The 16,979-nt window shown below is 36.6% G+C and carries 19 protein-coding genes, 1 tRNA gene and 1 pseudogene; 5 read left to right on the top strand and 16 right to left on the bottom strand.

What is annotated here, in order from left to right:
• Nucleotides 1-193: 193 nt before the first annotated feature.
• From LC455_RS30495 to LC455_RS30435, 14 genes and pseudogenes are all read right to left on the bottom strand, one after another.
• Nucleotides 194-988, bottom strand: a complete 795-nt coding sequence (locus LC455_RS30495; protein ID WP_223596708.1) for an SDR family NAD(P)-dependent oxidoreductase — start codon at nucleotides 986-988, stop codon at nucleotides 194-196.
• A gap of 132 nt (nucleotides 989-1,120) precedes the next feature.
• Complete coding sequence (locus tag LC455_RS30490; protein WP_223596712.1) at nucleotides 1,121-2,137, bottom strand: AraC family transcriptional regulator; 1,017 nt, start codon at nucleotides 2,135-2,137, stop codon at nucleotides 1,121-1,123.
• A 972-nt stretch (nucleotides 2,138-3,109) separates the two neighbouring features.
• Complete coding sequence (locus LC455_RS30485) at nucleotides 3,110-3,679, bottom strand: dihydrofolate reductase family protein (RefSeq protein WP_223596706.1); 570 nt, start codon at nucleotides 3,677-3,679, stop codon at nucleotides 3,110-3,112.
• A 205-nt stretch (nucleotides 3,680-3,884) separates the two neighbouring features.
• Complete coding sequence (locus LC455_RS30480) at nucleotides 3,885-5,849, bottom strand: hypothetical protein (protein WP_223596704.1); 1,965 nt, start codon at nucleotides 5,847-5,849, stop codon at nucleotides 3,885-3,887.
• Between the two features lie 429 nt (nucleotides 5,850-6,278).
• Entirely contained in the window at nucleotides 6,279-7,040 is a 762-nt protein-coding gene (locus LC455_RS30475) for a hypothetical protein (protein WP_369075777.1), read from the bottom strand.
• A pseudogene (locus LC455_RS32020) lies at nucleotides 7,038-7,136 on the bottom strand (N-acetylmuramoyl-L-alanine amidase family protein); the annotation flags it as partial. The pseudogene LC455_RS32020 and the gene LC455_RS30475, both read right to left, overlap by 3 nt.
• Nucleotides 7,133-7,423, bottom strand: coding sequence for an excalibur calcium-binding domain-containing protein (locus LC455_RS32135; RefSeq protein ID WP_440446443.1), 291 nt, complete (start codon nucleotides 7,421-7,423; stop codon nucleotides 7,133-7,135). The pseudogene LC455_RS32020 and the gene LC455_RS32135, both read right to left, overlap by 4 nt.
• A gap of 212 nt (nucleotides 7,424-7,635) precedes the next feature.
• On the bottom strand, nucleotides 7,636-8,043 hold the full coding sequence (locus LC455_RS30465) for a terminase small subunit (protein ID WP_223596702.1): 408 nt from the start codon (nucleotides 8,041-8,043) through the stop codon (nucleotides 7,636-7,638).
• Nucleotides 8,044-8,186: 143 nt separating this feature from the next.
• The gene (locus LC455_RS30460) at nucleotides 8,187-8,447 is read right to left on the bottom strand and encodes a hypothetical protein (RefSeq protein WP_223596700.1); all 261 of its coding nucleotides are present in this window, start codon (nucleotides 8,445-8,447) and stop codon (nucleotides 8,187-8,189) included.
• 103 nt (nucleotides 8,448-8,550) lie between these two features.
• Complete coding sequence (locus LC455_RS30455) at nucleotides 8,551-9,069, bottom strand: ERCC4 domain-containing protein (protein ID WP_223596710.1); 519 nt, start codon at nucleotides 9,067-9,069, stop codon at nucleotides 8,551-8,553.
• Between the two features lie 337 nt (nucleotides 9,070-9,406).
• On the bottom strand, nucleotides 9,407-10,738 hold the full coding sequence (locus tag LC455_RS30450) for a virulence-associated E family protein (RefSeq protein ID WP_223596698.1): 1,332 nt from the start codon (nucleotides 10,736-10,738) through the stop codon (nucleotides 9,407-9,409).
• Nucleotides 10,684-11,295 (bottom strand): CHC2 zinc finger domain-containing protein, encoded by a 612-nt coding sequence (locus LC455_RS30445; protein ID WP_440446442.1) that lies wholly within the window; start codon nucleotides 11,293-11,295, stop codon nucleotides 10,684-10,686. The genes LC455_RS30450 and LC455_RS30445 overlap by 55 nt, the downstream gene beginning before the upstream one ends.
• Before the next feature lie 263 nt (nucleotides 11,296-11,558).
• Entirely contained in the window at nucleotides 11,559-11,747 is a 189-nt protein-coding gene (locus tag LC455_RS30440) for a helix-turn-helix domain-containing protein (RefSeq protein ID WP_223596694.1), read from the bottom strand.
• Nucleotides 11,748-11,757: 10 nt separating this feature from the next.
• A complete protein-coding gene (locus LC455_RS30435) occupies nucleotides 11,758-11,943 on the bottom strand; it encodes a hypothetical protein (protein ID WP_223596692.1) in 186 nt (61 codons plus the stop codon).
• A gap of 130 nt (nucleotides 11,944-12,073) precedes the next feature.
• Between LC455_RS30435 and LC455_RS30430 the strand changes: the two genes are divergently transcribed.
• A complete protein-coding gene (locus tag LC455_RS30430) occupies nucleotides 12,074-13,072 on the top strand; it encodes a hypothetical protein (RefSeq protein ID WP_223596690.1) in 999 nt (332 codons plus the stop codon).
• Between the two features lies 1 nt (nucleotide 13,073).
• Entirely contained in the window at nucleotides 13,074-14,252 is a 1,179-nt protein-coding gene (locus tag LC455_RS30425; protein ID WP_223596688.1) for a tyrosine-type recombinase/integrase, read from the top strand.
• A gap of 132 nt (nucleotides 14,253-14,384) precedes the next feature.
• Here the strand turns inward: LC455_RS30425 and LC455_RS30420 are convergent.
• A tRNA-Val gene (locus LC455_RS30420) sits at nucleotides 14,385-14,463 on the bottom strand.
• A 273-nt stretch (nucleotides 14,464-14,736) separates the two neighbouring features.
• Here LC455_RS30420 and LC455_RS30415 point away from each other — a divergent pair.
• From LC455_RS30415 to LC455_RS30405, 3 genes are all read left to right on the top strand, one after another.
• Entirely contained in the window at nucleotides 14,737-15,021 is a 285-nt protein-coding gene (locus tag LC455_RS30415; RefSeq protein WP_223596686.1) for a hypothetical protein, read from the top strand.
• 354 nt (nucleotides 15,022-15,375) lie between these two features.
• Entirely contained in the window at nucleotides 15,376-16,092 is a 717-nt protein-coding gene (locus tag LC455_RS30410) for a DUF3888 domain-containing protein (protein WP_223596684.1), read from the top strand.
• A 172-nt stretch (nucleotides 16,093-16,264) separates the two neighbouring features.
• Nucleotides 16,265-16,510, top strand: coding sequence for a hypothetical protein (locus tag LC455_RS30405; RefSeq protein WP_223596683.1), 246 nt, complete (start codon nucleotides 16,265-16,267; stop codon nucleotides 16,508-16,510).
• Between the two features lie 107 nt (nucleotides 16,511-16,617).
• On the opposite strand, the gene LC455_RS30400 is transcribed toward LC455_RS30405, so the two are convergent.
• Nucleotides 16,618-16,803 (bottom strand): hypothetical protein, encoded by a 186-nt coding sequence (locus tag LC455_RS30400; RefSeq protein WP_223596682.1) that lies wholly within the window; start codon nucleotides 16,801-16,803, stop codon nucleotides 16,618-16,620.
• Between the last annotated feature and the right edge of the window lie 176 nt (nucleotides 16,804-16,979).

The following is a 16,979-nucleotide window of genomic DNA, read 5'->3' as shown; positions in this document are numbered from 1 at the left end:
CGAATCCCTTCTTTAACTATCCTGCCCCGTTTGTTGAATAAGAAATGGGATTGCCGCAGCAACCCCACTGTTCAACTCAAGCACCCTTTTGTGGAATAAGAAAGGAAATAGGAAACTCCAATTCTATAGTATTAGAGCATCCTATTGTTATACGTTTCTTAAACTTATATACAATATTTGAAATAGAAAAATGTTAAAAAATAGTCGGTACCATTCCCCCATCCATACGGATAGGGGAACCTTTAAATGCGGATGCATAAGGACTACACACAAATGTAGTTAGTCTACCTATTTCAATTGGCTTGATAAATCGTTGTATTTCAGATTGAGGTAGGTTTGTAGTCATAAATTCTTTCTCTTTTTCTGAAAAAGTCATATCATCATTAGGGTATATACCATCAATTATTTGATGAACATTTTCAGAGAGTGTTGGTCCTGGCATGATCGTATTGACTGTAACTTCTGTTCCTATTGTTAATTTAGATAAGCTTTTTGACAATGATAATAGCATTGATTTTGTCATACAATACTGAGGCATTTGTCCTGAAGGCATGATTGCTTCTTCACTCGCAATAAAGATAATGCGACCATAATTATTTTTTAACATTTTAGGTAAATAAAATTTAGATAATCCATTTGCAGCAAGAACATTAGTACGGAAGTATTTTTCCCATACTTCATCGTCAATGTCCTCATATTGCATAATTTCATAGATACCCATATTGTTAACTAAAATATCAATAGTGGGGTATTTTTTAAATAAAGCTTCTCTTTGTTGAATATCGACAATATCGGCTGAAGCATTTTGAGGAGAGGTAGCCGGGAACTCCGATTTAATTTCATTTACAATTCGTTCTACCTCTTCATAATTTCGTCCATTAATTAGTACATTGACACCTTCTTTGGCAAGTTCAATGGCAATTGCTTTACCTATACCTTTCGTTGATCCTGTAACTAAAGCTGTTTTATTGTTTAATCCCATATCCATAATACATTTCTCCATTTCATTTACCTTTTATGATTATAAAAAGTTAATAATAAAAACGCTCCTATCCTTTAAGGTAATAATTAGGTTAATCTTTTTTAATATAGTGTAAAAAAATGTACTTTTAAGACAAAGTTAATTTATCGAGTTTGTACCTAAATGTTCAGTACGCCAATTTGTGGGAGTATCACCTTCCCAAATGCGGAAGGCGCGGTAGAACGAGTTCTGGTCTTCATATCCAATCATAAAGGCTACTTCTTTAATATCGAACGAGGGGTCTGCCAAGTACTCTCGAGCCAACTTATGTCGGACTTGTGTCAAAAGATGCTTGAAGCTCGTGCCTTCGTCAGTAAGACGTCGCTGCAAGGTACGACCGCTCATCCCCAACTCGCTTGCGACATTCTTAATGTCAGGGTGCCCTCCTGGTAGGCTACGTTTCATGATCCACTTGACTATTTCGGTGATTGAGCGACTGCGTTGCTGCTCATCCAACGATTTGTCCAATACGGGAGTTAGAATCTCCAGCAACTCTTCGTTGTACGAGACAAAAGGGAGGTCCAGATCTCCTCGATGTAGCGTCAACCTGTTACAATTTTCACCAATCCGGATATGGCAGCCAAAGTAAGCTTCAAGTGCCTGTATGTCTCCCATTGAGTGCGAAAATTCGACAGATCTCGCCATCAACGGTTTACCTGTGCCTCGACGTCCAAGCTCCAAAAGAAATGCCAGAGTGATTCCAACCAGCATCGATGGACCTGATTGCTCGGTATACAACCAATCTAGTTCAATTGTACAGTCCTCACCTTCCTCGGTGATACGTAAGCTTTCAGGAGGACACAGTTGTTTGTACCGTGCCATTCGTTTTAGAGCGTCACGGTAGTCACGAGCATGGTAAGTCGCTAAGACTGCGGGTGGGTAATGCGCTGTTTCAAAGACGGTCGTAAGCTTGATAATTCCTTCGGCAGTGTCATCAATGAGATCCGAATAAGCCTGCCAAATCGCGAAATATTGGTCGGTGGTGACAGCTGGGTCATTAATAATGGTGAGCGGCAGTTGTGCTTTTCGAGCCACGTCGTGGGGAGCAATCCCTAATTTATGTATGCCTGCCCAAAATCCTGCTGGGATTTTAATACGAGTATGAGACTTCAAAATGGGTCCTCCTTTAGCTATCTACACATTCACTAGTTCTGGTTATGATTGCGTTCTACCTAGTTAACGGGACAGATATTATAATACCTATTCAATGTCGCCTTGTAACTAGCAAAGGGCGACATTTTACTAGCCAACTACGTCGAATAAATCCGTTAGTAATAGATACCATTAACGTAATGAAGCTGCCGTTTATATAGGCAGCTTCATTAAAAGATACCCTAAATAATCCTATCTATAAGCGGTTTAAAAATGTATTAGTGTTTTTGTTATTTGTACCTACTCATCAGAAAGCCACTCATTATAATCTTGGGCTTAAATTGATCTTAGCATTAAATTAATTTACCCGGTATCAATATGTCTACACTTCACAATATGGCCCGATTGTTGAAAAAAAGCTAATGACGTTTGTTCAACTAAACTGCCCCGTTTGTTCAATAAGAAAAAAGCAGCACAAGAGCTGCTGGTTTATTAACGAAGCACTATTTAATTGAACTTAAATAATCGTTGATTCTTTGCAATTCTTCGGCATATAATTTCTTAAACGCCTCTGTAGCTCTAGAAGGGAAGAGCGCTGGAAAACAATTGTAGCCACCAGGTCGCAAGGCAAAGGTTTCAGAAGCACCGAAAAGCAAATTAGCTGAAACAGGTGAAATTCCTGTTGGTGAAATTCCGTAGGGAAGCGTGTTGTCCTTAGCCTATGCTTACGAAAGGAGTGCGGGTTCGAATCCCGTCAGAGGCATACTCAAAACTGCACCATATCCCTCAAATGCGATATTAAAGAGAGAAGGATTTCCATCTTTTCTTGTTCCACTAACCTGCTCCGTTAGTTTAATAACAGCATAGCCTTCTTCGATGTAAGTTTCTAGACAAATTCATACATTTAATAAAAGTGAAAAATCCACCTATACAAAAGGTGGACTAGCATAGTTGTTATTCAATTAAAGTTCTCCGTTAGCGGAACACCTTGTACGTCTATTTCTCCAACTCATAGCGGGCCGCGATAATGCCCGACTTGAGCGTTCGGCTGGACAGTAGCTTAAGCCTGATTTTCTCGCCTCCGCCGTCGAATACCGAATTTCCGCCGCCAAGGACGACTGGACAAATTGTAAGCAGGAATTCGTCGATCAGGCCAAGCTTTAGCAGCGTCTTTGCCGCTCCCGGGCTGCCGAAGATAACGGGATTTTTGCCGGGCTGCTCTTTGAGTACCTTGATTTCCTCTGCGATATTGTCCTTGATCAGCATCGTATTGTTCCATTCCACCTTGTCCATCGTGCCGGAAATGACGATCTTCTTAACATCCTGCAGCCATTTGGCATGCTCCATTTCGTGCCTCGTTGCATTCGGATCGTCCAGCACTGTGGACCAGTAGCTCTCCATCATGCGATACGTTGTCCGTCCGTAAACGGGAACTCCGACTTCGGGTACGACCTCCTCGGCGTATTTCTCAAATTCCTCGTTGTACGGAATCCAATCGAGTCTTCCGTTCGAATCCGACGCATACCCGTCCAGTGACACATGAATGAACAATACGAGTTTTCTCATGTCCGTTTCTTCTCCGATTTCGAATTTTATTTTGTTCGATTTTTTTGGCCGTTGGCCCGCGTTTCATCATGCTGTTACGTTCATTATAAATCATTACGTTACGTAAGATTCAAGTGGAAATCTGAATAGATTACAACAATGTTGCTCAAAACTGCCCCGTTAGTTGAACAGGAAATTCTTTTGCATGATTGCTTTTGGTAAATATTTAATCTATTTTTCCTGTAGCAACTTGCTGCATAACTTCTTCTATTTGAGGAAGACTCTTTTCTTTCGCTAGTTTTATTGCTTCTTTATATATATACTTGCTGTAACTATTTTCACCGTATGATATTGCTTCAAGCAATAATGTTTTTGCTTCATTTTCCCTTTCATCAAATCTATATAAAAACCTTGAATTTTCTAATAAGTATTTTTGTTTAACTGCGTAAAAAACGACTTCATTATTTTCCCTAAATGAATTTGTTGAAAAAATAATATTCAGAGCAGCCTCATAATTGGATTTACCATTCTCCTCTGCAAAATATGGTTCAATTTTTTCATTTCTAAAATACCAATATCCCCAGTTTGCTTTTAAAAAAGGTAACTGATCCCTTAATTCCTCTTTATATTTATCAAACACTACAAGAGCCTTTTCCGCCATTTCAAATCTTTCATCTTTAATCAATTCATATATAAAAGAAAGGCTAATAAAACTTTCCTCTTTGTCCATTTGTGTTTCCCTAGTAAATTTCGATGAACTATAATTTTTATCAAAAATATAAAGGAAAGATTCAATTAGTTCTTCAATTTTTCCATATGGGATTTTGTTTTTTGCTCTAGGATTTTTATTTTTATCAATAATTGATTCTAGGAGCCTATTAATAAGAATAATAAGAAACCTATCATTTTGTAACTCTAAACTTAATAATTTTTCGTTATAGGATTGGATTAAATAACAAATGTCAGGACTATCTATCCCTCCCGAGAAAGCAAGCTTGAGATATACAAACCATAATTTATCATGATAAATAGCTTTATCATCTTTTATAATTTGATTTTTCAATCTAGTTTCCGCCTGCTTAAGGTCATCTATTTCCCCTCTTCCGGTTAAAGCAGAAATTATCAAGTCTTCAAGGTCACTATTTTCTGAATCTGGATTATCTAATTTTATTACTTCATCATAAAGCCCAGCTAATATATAGTGTTCAGCCATTAAGACGCTGTCTTTTTCAATTTGGTCAATAGCTTTTTGAATTACTTTTTTTGTCGTTGATTGTATATTCGGATTAATAAATATCCCCCTGTTTTCAAAGTCATTAGGTTGAGTAAATACTGGTGCTTCATATCTTGAAATTGTCTCCATTGTTTCTGCGAGGTACGTAAACGGTGACTTGATAAAATTTGGAGGAAAGCATCCTAATTTTTGAGCAAGTAATACAAAAAATGAATCTGCATCATATCCTCTAATATAAAAAGCATATTTTTCCTCTGAAAATAGTTTTTTCTTTAAATTTTCATTTGGATTACTATCCTTGTATCCCACCCAAAACAATCTATTCTCAAATAAATCCTTTTCAGTTAGAAGTTGAAAAATCGGGTCATTATTTCCACTGTATCCAACAACTATCCATAAGCTATTTTGATTAAGTTGGTCAAAAACCGGTTTTAAAATTTGAGCCTGTATATTTACTTCATCCCCGGTATTACATAAGACAAATCCAGTGTGTTGTCCATGTAAATGGAGAACAGATTTATCAAATAATAAATCTGTGCGGAAATCTTTTGATGTGGTCAAATCGTAAATTGCTGGAAATTCTCCTACTAAAGAACAAGCCTTATGCACTAAATTATCGAAATTTGTAGTGATAATACGATTGACCAAATTATTTTTTAATAGTTGAGCAATAGCTATATGAGCCCAGTTAACCTTTGAATCCTTTACAACACTCATTATTAAATTTCTTCGTTCAATTGGTGTAATTTTTGACATACATGTTGCATAATCCTTTGGATTAGCCCTTTTATAGTCTCTTGGATAAAGTTCCTTTATTTTATTTATCAGACCATCTGCTGTAGGAATATTCCCGGTAACTGAACAACCTGCACCTATTAGTAAATTGACTTTAATTCTATCATCTTTGGCTTTTTGTAAAGCATCCACGACGTCTTCTATTTGTCTTTCATAGACCATCAAAAGTCCTCCTAAAATGAATTTCAAGCAAAAATTCGTTTTAACTCCATCTATTTCTACAAAAAATGGAAAAATCCTTTTAACTTTTTAATAATGATGAGCGAGGAAATTAATTTCGAATTAAGCAAGCTAGTGGGCTTAAAATTGCAGTACGCAGGAATGGCATCTAATCTTTTTGGGTGGATAGTGAAGACACCTTAGCTTGTAAGGTTTCAGTTTAAGTGTAATCATTCACAAATTACCTACATTTAAATTTACTTGTTTTTATCCCTTTCACCCATAATACCTTCTGCCATCTTGAATGTCCGTTAGTTCAATAAAAAAGATCGCCGCAGCGATCCATCTTTAACTATTGCATCCCTTTAGTAGGAATATATTTTTATAAATCGATAAAGCCCCGACACTAAGGGGCTTCGTTTAATAAAATTATTACTCTGCTGAATAAGCAGTTCCCCAAACGATTACAAATCCTGTTTGATGTGCAGCAACGTAGACAGAGCCAGTATCGACATCAAAAGTTTCGCTAACTAGAGCTTGTGCGATTAAATCATCTAGCTCAGTCTCTGTTACCGGTGCGCCAAGAGCAAGAGCAAGCTTTTTAAACAATTCTTTGTGAGCAGCATCAGCAAAAACTATTCCATCTGCCACAACACTAGCGATGTATTCATCACCATCGTATAAATCATAAACATCATTTTCTGCATCATATTCAACAGTTACGCCGTAAGGAGCAGCAACTTCTTTAATCTTATTTAATGTTGGGTCAACGGCTACAACAGCACCGTCAGCTCCAATTTGTTTTCCTTCAATCGTTGTATTGGCTGCCATAATTCCGGTGCTGTAGAAGTAATAAGTTTTTCCGTTAATGTCATTCCAGCCAAGCGCCATTTTACCGGAAGTAGGATTTAGGTAGAACCAGTTCCCACTAGATAGTAGCCAGCCCGTTTTCATAGATCCATCGGCATTTAAATAGTACCAGTCTGAACCAGACTTAAGCCATCCAGTTTTCATGGCACCGCTTGCGTCAAGATAATACCATTTGCCACCTGAAAGTAACCAGCCAGTTTTCATGGCACCGCTCGCATCAAGAAAATACCACTTTCCACCTGAAAGTAACCAGCCAGTTTTCATGGTTCCTGATGAATTAAAAAAGTACCATTTAGTTCCCACTTTCACCCATCCTGTTTTCATGACACCAGTTGAATCAAGAAAATACCATGACCCATTATAAGCAAGCCATCCTGTACGTTTAACACCACCTGCATAGTAATACCACTTTCCATTTACTTGTTTCCAACCAGCACTTGTTGTTGACTTGCTGCCAGTGGTTGACTTGCAGCAATAAAATTACTATAATCACCGGATGTCACTTCACATGGATACCCATCATTATCACCATCGAGGCAGTGAGGATCATTACTTGCGCTATATCCATTGCTATACCAAAAATCCATTACAGCTTGTTTACTTGAAAAATCTTTACAATCCTTATCGGTGAATGCCAAAGCTTTAGGCTGGTTCCCCAATAGTATTGCTGCTAACAGCACTGTTACTAAAACAAAAGTTTTTTTCATATGTATCGCCCCCATTTTTTTGGTACTTTTTCCCTAGGAAACTATATCACTATTTCTCTATCAAAGGAATATATATTGAATGAAAATAATTAGACATTGTTCGACAAAGAAAACCAAGCAGGACTTTAGCCCCAATAATTATTGCAAAAAAAATAGAGAGAAATACAATCGACTGTACTTCTCTCATTAATTAAAGCAGAATTGACAAAAAATTATACATCCACTGCAACAGGGTCGACAAATCCAAACTCAATTTTTCCTGAATGCTCATTCTTTTGTTCTACTTTATCCGGCGCCTTGAAACCGCTTCGATCAAGAATATCTTTTATGGCGGATAATCGAACGTTTTCTGATTCTGCACTCATTGCAAGCTCAAATATCATTTCTGCAGATTTCTCTGCCATCGTCGCCAGACGGCCCTGGATGCGATCACGGCGTTCCTTTTCCAATTCATCAATGTATTCCTTTACACGAGGATTTCTAAGCAGCCTGTAAGCCTCTTGAGATGCGCCGATTTCCGCATACCCAGCGAGAATCGCCGCCTTATGTCCGTTGCTTATCTCCAAAAAGATTTCAGAGAATTTTTTTTGCTTGTCGGTTAGATTATCAAAAGTTTTCACTAATCAAATCCCCCATTTCTGTTGCGGTAATCTAATCCTATTAAGCCCTTTCCTTGACCTGGCAATTACGCATTTCCTCAATTGAAGGACACCAATAAAATTAGTATTTTTTTGAAGTTAGAATGCCATTTAGACACCAGTATTCATTTTGAATTATTAATTAAATATTGATGTATTTCATTTTGTAGTTTTTTATCATGAATCAAATTATCGTTATCATATTTGATATCGATTTCCTCAAAAGTCAAACCGGCTTTTTGAACCATTTCTTTTACACTTTTCCAAAGACTCTCCATATCTATTATGTCTATCGGAATTCCATTTTCATCAGTTACATAGACGGTATATACACCCGGTTCTACTTTATTAAGTAAAGTATACTCAAAAATACTAATTGTTTTCATATAAAAACACTCCTTAAATAGTTTATTAATGAAATTTGTTTTCACTTATTTGATTGGCAAAATGTAACACAGAGTAATTGAGTTTTTTGTCATCCTGAAATGCCTATATTAGAGCATTCCTAATGGTGTAATAAAAATGATAATAAATATAATTGCCGGATGTGTGTGGGGCAACAAAGACAGTTTGAAACCCATATCGTGTCTCAAATGCTTTTAATGAACCTAATAACGCACGGGCTTGGTATTCGCTTCTATAATTGCCCTTAATGATATTTTGATAGCCGTTAGGATCCTCAACCAGAATCAGAAAAGGGAACCGTTGCGCCCTTATCAATTCATTTTCAAAACGAGTCCTGTCCTTAATCGTTGTTGCCAACTCGTCCACACTGTTTTTCCTTTCAATTGCCGCCGGAAAAAATAAATCTCTATGAATTCCCAGCTCTACATTTTTAGGCAGATAGGCAGAATAGTCGCCGTAATCCAATTTCTTTATTTCAAATGGGATTTTCTTTGACTCAAAGTATTCAAGAATATGCTTGTTCTCCTGCTCTCTCGAATCAACCAAGATCACAATAGAAGAAAGCAATTCTTTTATTTCCTTGTCCGTGTATTTGTATTTCATGGCCACGTCCTTCAAAATCAAACACTCCTTTTCTTTATGGTACTGTCGTTCTACGTTTGCCATATTGTAATCGCCCCTTTGAATGGGGACACATTTCTTCCTAGTTATCTGTCATCGGTCAATCCCTTGGGAATCTATGGCATAACCTCTTTGCGGACAGATTGACATATAAAAACCAGTAAGGCTTAAATATGGGTTGTATACCCCTTATTCACCATATTTCTATTTTTATAGTTAAACAATCTGTCCCATCCGTCCTCTAATGGCAGTAACCCTTGAGAGAGTAAGGTTGAAACCCTTACGGACAGATAAAAATCATTAGTCCTCTATCGATCCTTTATCTGTCCCTACGTCTGTAGACGGTTTGTTTCCCATATGGATGAAAAATTTTTCTTCCGATACATTCCCAGCCTTCAATGTTTTTCAAAGTTGAATTAATTTCTCTGGCTGTTACTGGTTTCAAATCGTGTCTATATCGACCTAATACACTTTCCCAGACATGGAATGCACATGTTTCATTAATAGGCAATTTTGTTTTGCCTTGGAAATTGTTCACTTCGATATACCCCCTTTGAAGCACATACACAATCTCCTCTGCATAAAGACCTCTATCGGTATTTTCGGTTTGAATTTTTCTTGCTTCATTTTCAAGATAATCCGGCAATTTTAACGGTTCACCCTTGGCTTTCATCTCGTAATAGAAATAAACGGCTTCTGCCCATATCTGGTCTACTTCAAGTGGACCTTTTTCGAACCATTTGTCTTTAACCTCTACGATCCACCAACGCCTGCCGCCAGTATCATCTTTCAATGGCTCTTCATCATTTGTGGTCGCAATGAAAATAAATTGCCTTGGTTGATTAACAGTCCTTCTACCGTAAGCCGGTCTATATTGATCGTGTGTTGAAGTAATAAATTGTTTAGTTCTCTTCTGATCCCCTTTGCTGACCGCCGCCATTTCTCCTAACTCACAAATCCATATCCCTTGCAGCTGTTCCTTGGCATCTTTTCCCCTCATATCATCAAGGGAATCAGAAAACCATTCACTGTTGACCGCCAGCGTTTGAATGAATGATGATTTCCCTACGCCTTGGTCTCCTTTTAACGTCAATACATAGTCAAATTTGCACCCCGGCTCAAAGGCTCGTTTAACTGCTCCTACTAGGGCTAGTCGTGTTTGCCAACGGTTTAATTCGGTATCATCTGCCCCCATAAAATCAATGAGCAATGTATCGAGCCGTGGTTTTCTGTCCCATTTATCACGTACGCTTTTCAGATATTCCCGAACTGGTTGGTATTGTTTTTCTGATACGATCTGATTCAAAGCATCGTAGACAATATCCTTCGATTTAATGCCATAATGCATAGATAAATAGTTTCTCAAACACGAATCGTCATGATCTGTAATGGCATTGGTCGCGTCTAATCTTGACCAAGGTGCTTCCCCTATCAGCTCCGGCTTTCCCGTTAATAAATTAAAAGCGAATTTTCCTTGCAGCTGTTCATCGTTCCGTAAAATCAATAAAGTATTGAAGGCATTGCTAAAAATCTTTCCTTTTTCCGATGTTTGTAATTGTGAACGCCAATCTTCTTCTGGTTGCATGAAATCTTTCTCTATTCCATGTATTCGTAGTAAATCGGCTCTTGCATTGTCAATAGTTGCTTCCAATCTTCTTCAACCCCCTTTGCCCTCTTGTAAACTTCAATCTGTTGCTCAAAATCTATTTCGTCAAAGAGCACTGGAACCAATTCATCTATTAGACGCCGATGATCGTCTGATTCCTGGTAATAGCTAATCAAAAGGGTATCCTGCAGCATCTCTTCTAAATTCTCATGGTTCTCATGTTTTTTTGCAGCAGCCTTCATCCAATCTCGCAAACTACAAAGATAATCGAAAACCGCTCTGCAATCCTGTTCAAATTTTTTTACCATCAATTTATCTTCATACTGCTTGCTGGCCACTATCTTCTGTTCCTTGGTCAGCTTTTTTCCCGGTAAGCCAATTCGCTTGTTCAGGATTGAAATGGCTTTTCCGTTTTCAATCCCATTTAAACGTGCAAATAAATCTATTTGATCGCCGCTCACTCCGCAGCCAAAACACGAAAATATATCCTTTTTCGGTTGAACACTGAAAGAAGGTGTTCTTTCTCGATGGAACGGACATATCCCAAAATAACTGCGCCCTTGTTTTTTTAGCTGTAACGATGATTCCTCGACGACCGTCATAATAGGTATCTGCCTTTTAATCTCGGATATGATATAATCTAAAGTGTATTTATTAATTTTAATCACCTACTTTATGGTGTATTAAAACCAAACCGCCTAGCCCCACTAGAGCGGTTTTTTTGCGTACACCAAATAATTAATATTTTTCCTGTTCTGCTTTATGGTTCAGTATCGTATATTTATTTCTTTGAGTTTCCCTTTCTCAACAATTGGCTTGTCGTCATTTCATGTGCCTCTCTATCCCCTTAAATTCCCTTTTTTCATTAAGAATCTTTGTGCGACTTTTGTTCCATTATCTGCATCCAATTCTCAATTGTATTCTTCCTAAACAAAATCCTTTTTCCAACCCTTACACAGGGAATACTACCTTCCCTAACCAGTGTGTAAATAGAGTCCTTAGAAACACCAATATAAGCCGCTGTTTCTTTCACTGTTAAAGTTTTTCGCTCCAATTTAATCCTCCTATGCTTTTTCAATTTCTTTTTTCACTTCATCGATAGCTGCAATAACTTGTGATCGCATACTTTCCGTCATTTCCAATCGCATCCATCGATAGAATGTGTTTTCGTGGATTCCCAACTTTTCTGCAATTAACCAGTTTGGAATGTGTTTTTTATAATCTCGAATTTCTAAATTTCGGCTGTACAATCGTTGTTCCCTCCTTTGCTATATCCTCGTGGTGCTGGTATTATGATATAATCAAAAGTAAGCGTATGAAATGCTTTTTATGCGTACCTTTATGCGTACACCAACAAAAAAAAATAAGGACTGGTTATTTATGCAAAAATTTATACCTGCTCTGGTTCGTGAAGACGAAGAAACCTTAAGAAAGAAATTTGAATATCCTATTGAATTGCAACTTGGATTTATCCAGGACATAAAGATGAAATCCTATAAATCCTATAAAATTGTTGAAGTGGGAACTACTACTTACATCGCTGCTGAATGGTTTCTGGATTTTGTAAATTCAGGTGATAAATCACGAGCAAATTTCGTAGGTCATTTTCTAAAATCATCAATTAACAAATATGATCTTTCTTTTAAACAGGAGGAAATTTTAGGAGAAATTCTAAAACTGAACGTAAATGATTCTGATTCAATTCTTCGATTTTGTAATAAATATGGTTTAATTTTTGAAAATCCAAAAAGAGAGAAAGAGACACTCTTAGATTCCGTTTTTGAAAAGTTTGACTTTTTCCTATATGAAATTATCAAGTTTAAACATTGTGTTGCATTGCACGTAGCAACACAAAATAATGATTATAATTTTTTAAAAACCGAACCCCTTACAAAGGAAATTTTTGAAAAGATTGGTGGCACAGATTTAGACCACTGGATTTTAGCTGGGAATGCTGCAAAAAACTCTTTAATTAACGAAAGATTAGTTGAAGTACATCCAAGGTTACTAATTAGCGAAAATGGGAAAAATTCAACTGCAGGAATTTTTGCAAAAAATCCAATTGGATACATTTATTACGAACTTTCCAAAGTTGTAGGAAATAACACCAAGTTTGAAAAGTGTCAATGCTGTGGAAACTTTTTTACACCTAACAAAGGAACTCATAGCTTTTGCCCAACTAGTCACCCTGGGAAAAGAAGTTCCTGTGAAAATAATTATTCGAAAATGAAGCGGAGGGCCAGGGAATATTATTTTATCGATGGTTTGTCAGTGGACCAGATACATAACAAAATTAATCGGCCCAAAAAACCAACAATTGAAGAAATAATAATGTGGATAGATGATTATAAAGGAAATTTAAAAAAGGAGGATTTTTAAAATGGCATATATTGAAAAAAGAGGAGCGGATTCTTATAGGCTTGTGGCCAACGCGGGGTTTGATGCAAATGGTAAAAGAATTCGCCGTACAAAAACTGTTAAATGTAAGAATAAAACTGAAGCAAAAAAAGAATTAGCAAAATTTGTTACCGAAATTGAGGTGGGAGAGTATATTGCACCTGAAAAAATGACCTTTTCAAAATTTGTTGAAGAATGGAAAGAAAAGTACGCTTCAAAACAGCTTGCTCCAAACACCTATGAAAATTACGTTACTTCGTTAAATTGCCATATAATACCTTCATTTGGTCATATGCGGTTAGATCAGATTAACAGCTTTCAAATATTAAACTTTTTAGATAACCTCGGCAAGGACGGCAGCCGTTCAGATGGAAAAGCCGGAAAATTATCCTCAGCGACAATCCAATTTAATCACCGTATTTTAAGAAATATTTTTAAAAGGGCTGTTGATTGGAAAGTAATCAAAGAAAGCCCAGTGTCCAATATTCAAAAGCCAAAAGTTGAATCAAAAAAAGCTCAGGTATATACAGAAGAGCAAGTAAACATTCTAATGAGCCATTTGTTAAATGCGGATGAAAAATGGAAAATGATAATTACACTGGCAATAACGACTGGTATGAGGCGGGGTGAAATTTTGGCATTACAATGGGATCATATAGATCTTGAAAAAGGGAAAATTTATGTAAAACAGTCATTAACCTATACGAAGGAAAATGGGTATATTTTTAGACAACCAAAAACAAAGAATTCGATTCGTACAATTTCTTTATCGCCTAATGTAACTGAACAGTTAAAACAGTTTAAACTTCTAAAAAATAAAGAGAAATTACGTGTTGGGGATAAATGGGAAGGCCAAGAGCGATTTTTACTATTCTCAACATGGGATGGCAAACCAATGTACCCAACAAGTATTACATCATGGTGGAGAAAGAAAATTAATGAGATTGGCCTTCCTCATATTACTTTTCATGAGCTAAGGCATACATCAGCAACTTTGTTAATCAATCAAGGGGTACACATGAAAACAATTAGTGCAAGACTAGGGCATTCAAAAATCGGAACAACCATGGATTTATATGGTCACGCATTGGACAGCGCAGACGAGGCAGCTGCCAACACATTTGACCGTTTGTTTTCTACACCGCATAAGAATACAATCTAATAGCCACTATTGAGGTGGCTGTTTATTTTTTTGCCACCAATCTGCCACCAATGCATCTGTATTAATCAATTAGCTTTCGCTGTTACAACAAAAAAACCTTGATAAATCAACGTTATCAAGGTTCTGTTATGATGACCTGTGAGGGGTTCGAACCCCCGACCTCAACCCTGTCAAGGTTAGCGGTATGAATCCGTTACCCCTACGGTAAGTCATTGGATAAGTCAAACGTTGATATGTAAACGATAAGTCAGCGTTAAGTCATGCGTAAATTGTTCCGTTATGTCGAATTATACCGAATAGGTGCGCTACCTTGCAAGTAGTTGAAGCGAAACCCGTTAATCAAAAAACACAGTAACCGAAATATCTTCCTTCTTTACATACTTCTCTAATTCTGCATATTTTTTCATTTTAGAATCTTAAATACCGATATTTTACATATAATTCTTTAGGTCAAATTAACCATTATGAATCGGAGGGATTTCGAATGAGGAACGCGTTATGCTTGGCTGGCTACTTCGCCATTGCTGTCGGTATTATTATCGCTATCTATATCGTATCATCACTTAAGGTAATCGACATAAGTGCGATTGATTTTGTTGCAGACGAGGCTCCGCATCCTTACCGTTGGCTTTACGCTGGTTTTGTCCTTGCAGTAACGCTGCCGCTCGGCATGTTGGCGGTCACAGTTTCGCATTATCTCGAAAGTAAAGAAGGCGAATATACATATAACGCAAAGAAAAGGCGCGAAGAAATATCGCGCGACATTTAGCCTCGGTAAATCACTGAGGCTTTTTATTATTATATTCTGATGAAATTTACTGATCTGTCTGGAATAATTATTTGTTAGAAGTTCATAAATTCACTTAATTTTCGACTGCTTCTTAAGAGCCATTCTTATTCAACTAACGGAGCAGGTTAGTGGAAGAAGGAATACAATTTTTAATATGGAATTAATAATGTAAAGTAAAATCAGGATAGGTTAATATATGGATTTAACTGGATACCAACAATTAATGAACAGTACCAAGTGGGAAGAAATTAGATTAGCAATGTCAGACTTTCCAGAAATGAATTTGTGGCGAACAAAAGATATTGAAAATGGTTATATAATTGGGGGTTTATAATGCGTTCTGTAATTTTGATATTTGAAGATGACAAACAAGACGCGATAATAAGATTCTTTGACAGTTATTGTAATGAATCTTTTGGTGAATGGCCAGAAAAACAGTGGAATGTTTTAGTTAATGATGATGCTTGTTTATACATTAATCCTATCTTTGAATATGAAGATGATTTTATACCATTCATTGAGGACATTGAGGACGAGGATTCATTGAAAATCCTGAAAGAAATTGATAATAATGTGGTTCTATGGGGAATTGATATATCTGGAAGGCATGATGGGAGAAAAGAAGTTACTGAACTTATTATTCAACTATTTTCAGTTGAATCAGGCTATGCAATTGATGATTACACTGATCACTTCTGGACAATGGAGGAGATACAAAACAAGAAATTGATTAAAGGTCATGCGTTTTTTGACTTTAAAGGCTGTTATCTCGAAGAAAAGCATACTGATTTTTATGATGCTTTGTTAGTTTTAACAGACCCATATGCTAGGAAAGCACTTACCAATAAGTACCCATCTCGTAGTTATGGGTTATGGAATGCAGAAATATTAGAGGTGCATCGGAAAACTGGAGGATATTCGAATTATGATTTTACAATAAAGGTTAAATATGATACTTATACAGGTGCTCATAATCCACTAGAAGGTCCAGTCACTCTAACTTTTGATGTAAAGCTCGAAGGGGTCACTGTAACTAAAGTTGAAGGATGATTTTGATATTGTTCGACTAACGGGTGCAAGAGTTAAAGATGGAGATCGCTGCGGCGGTCCTTTTTTGCTTGTTGTGCTAACGAAGCAGTATAGTTCAATAAGGAAATAAGGACAAAGTTAAAGAATATATGATAAATATACAAAATTAATTTGCTTTAGGGGGTAATTATTTATGAAAGTTTATTCTACTGATGCAATTAGAAATATTGGTATGCTTGGTCATAGTAGGTGCGGTAAAACTTCAATAGCAAATGTACTAAACAAGCTAAACAAGGGATGTCTTATTTGTGGCGTTTTAGAAAATATGGGGCATTTTGAATGGTTATGCAAAAAATGTGAAGAGGATTTCTGGGTAACATATGAACGAGATGGGGGATACACCATCACTAGATTAGTGGGACACAGTCGTACTGACTGAAGGAATAAGCTGAATGAATAAACATTGTTATTCAACTAACGGGTGCATTAATTAAATTAAAAAGACCATCATATTAGATAGTCTTTACTGCTAGAGGGATTGAATTGTTAATGTACAAAAAGGTACTTATGCAGCTCTTCGATAGTGATCCCTTTATTTTTCGCTGCCTTTTCTATGAGGTCTAATTCAAAATACATTGCTTCAGATAAAACTCGTTTTTTAATGTTCTTTCTTATCTCATAATAAAATCTTGCTAAAAAATCTACTGGTAAATTTTCGTATAATGATTTCAATTTATGTATACACCTCATAAATCCCTCTAGACCAAAAGTACCATATGTTATGAAAATTAACAATAACGCAATCATTTAATCCTGATTATTCATAATTTTGTGTTTAAAAAAGAGTTGCTGTTGCAGCTCTTTTTCTTGTTCTACTAACGGGGCAGGATAGTTAAAGAAGGGATTCA

It is taken from the genome of Neobacillus bataviensis (assembly GCF_019969725.1).
The sequence above is the reverse complement of the archived record's forward strand: the minus strand, read 5'-3'. Positions and strand labels throughout refer to the sequence as shown.